The sequence below is a fragment of the Sharpea porci genome, from assembly GCF_009695655.1.
GTDB lineage: Bacteria > Bacillota_I > Bacilli_A > Erysipelotrichales > Coprobacillaceae > Sharpea > Sharpea porci.
The window spans coordinates 1-1,908 of sequence record NZ_VUNM01000062.1 but is presented as its reverse complement, the minus strand read 5'-3'; the positions used below and the strand labels follow the sequence as shown (position 1 = coordinate 1,908).

The following is a 1,908-nucleotide window of genomic DNA, read 5'->3' as shown; positions in this document are numbered from 1 at the left end:
TGTTAGGCTTATCGTTAGCAAATAATTGATTTATTTGAAATTTTTGTTTTCCCGTCTATACTCCCGACAACGTTGGGAGTAAGCCTTTTTATCGAACATCGCGAAAAACCTCGTACTTCTAGTGCGAGGATGGATAGCGAGGGGCGCGAGAGCGCCCCTAGTCCGGCCTCGATTGTTGCTCAATATACTGCTTGACCATGCTCAGGGGGGCGCCTCCGACACTTCCCGCAAAGTAGCTTGGACTCCACAGCGAGTTCTTCCGGTAGGCGGGCTGCACCAGTTCAGGGTGTAGTAACTTCATCCGCCGGCTGGATACCCCCTTCAAACTATTCACCAGCCTGGATACCGCCACTTTGGGTGGAAAGTTGACAAGCAAATGGACGTGATCGGTTTTACCGTTGAACTCCTGTAGCTCCGCCTCGAAGTCCCGACACACTCGGTCGAAAAGCAATTCGAGGGAGTTGAGATGCGCGCCGGTGAACACCTTGCCCCGATACCTGGTGACAAATACCAAATGGGCATGGAGTTTAAAAACGCAGTGTCTTCCTGTTCTGATAGCTTGTTTGGTTTCCATAGACCAAGTATATTCGAAGCCATGAAGCAGACCAAGACCCTCAAGGTTCGAGTGAAGGACAAACACGCCGCCGAGCTTAACCGCATGGCCCGCAGCGTGAATTTTGTTTGGAACTACCTCAACGAACTGTCTTCCCGAGCCATTCGGGAGAAAGGTCTGTTTCTGTCTGCCTACGACATGCACCCCTATACCAAGGGTGCTGGCAAGGACCTCGGCCTGCACAGCCAAACGCTGCAATGCATCGCTGCTGAATACGTTGCCCGCCGCAAGCAGTTCAAAAAGCCCCGCTTGAATTGGCGCAAGTCCGGCGGTGTACGCCGCTCACTTGGCTGGATTCCGGTCAATACCGGCGCGGCCAAGTGGAAGAACGGGCAGGTATTTCACAACGGCACCTACTTCAAGGTGTGGGATAGCTACGGCCTGTCGACATACAAGTTCCGTGCCGGCAGTTTCAACGAAGATAGCCGGGGCCGGTGGTATTTCAATGTTGCGGTCGAGGTGGACGTGCAGCCGACGCTTGGGCAGGGCGCCGTTGGCATCGACCTTGGGCTCAAGGATGTGGCCACCTGTAGCGATGGAGGAAGGCTGGAAAACAGCCGCTTCTACCGCCGCATGGAAGACCAGTTGGCGACAGCCCAACGTGCCCGCAACAAGCGGCGGGTAAAAGCTATTCACGCCAAGATCAAGAACCGTCGCCAGGACGCGCAGCACAAGTTTTCCCGGAAACTCGTCAACCAGTACGGCGAAATCGTCGTGGGCGATGTTTCCTCAACCAGGCTCGCGAAGACCAGGATGGCCAAAAGCGTCTACGACGCTGGCTGGTCACAACTGAAAACGATGCTGGAATATAAATGCGCTCACGCAGGCATCGTCTTCAAGGTCGTTCGCGAAACCAACACCACCCGCGCCTGTTCGTCGTGCGGCTCGCTTAGCGGGCCGCAGGGCGTCAACGGGTTGCGAGTAAGGGTCTGGGAGTGCGTGGAGTGTGGTGTACTCCACGACCGGGACGTGAATGCGGCCCGGAATATCCTCAGCCTCGGGGCAGGACGTTGCCCTCAAGAAGTTGGAATCCCCGTCCTTTAGGGCGGGGAGGACGTCAAAACCAGAACCGATCAATTCACGATGATGACCCGAAGGGGGAGCAAGGATGAATGCGAGCAAGATTCTCCAGCAGTTGATGAATCAGGCCAGTGGTGGCAAAGGCGGCCGTGGTGGCATGGACGTGCAGGGCATCATGGATGGGTTGTCGCGGCAGTTGGGCGGCAGTGGCAGCCAAGCGGCGCGCTCCGGCGGCAGCTCGGGCGGGTTCGACATGAAGAGCCTGCTGGGTGGCG

General features: G+C 56.6%; 3 protein-coding genes. 2 read left to right on the top strand and 1 reads right to left on the bottom strand.

Translation table 11 applies throughout. The features are described from left to right. Positions 1–157: 157 nt before the first annotated feature. Positions 158–574, bottom strand: coding sequence for an IS200/IS605 family transposase (gene tnpA / locus FYJ79_RS12310; protein WP_154518904.1), 417 nt, complete (start codon positions 572–574; stop codon positions 158–160). Here tnpA and FYJ79_RS12305 point away from each other — a divergent pair. Together FYJ79_RS12305 and FYJ79_RS12300 are read left to right on the top strand one after the other, a co-directional pair. Beyond that, positions 467–1,657 (top strand): RNA-guided endonuclease InsQ/TnpB family protein, encoded by a 1,191-nt coding sequence (locus FYJ79_RS12305; RefSeq protein ID WP_229771477.1) that lies wholly within the window; start codon positions 467–469, stop codon positions 1,655–1,657. The two genes, tnpA and FYJ79_RS12305, sit on opposite strands and share 108 nt — an antisense overlap. A gap of 64 nt (positions 1,658–1,721) precedes the next feature. Then, the coding region (locus FYJ79_RS12300; RefSeq protein WP_229771476.1) for a hypothetical protein at positions 1,722–1,908 on the top strand (187 nt) is incomplete at its 3' end.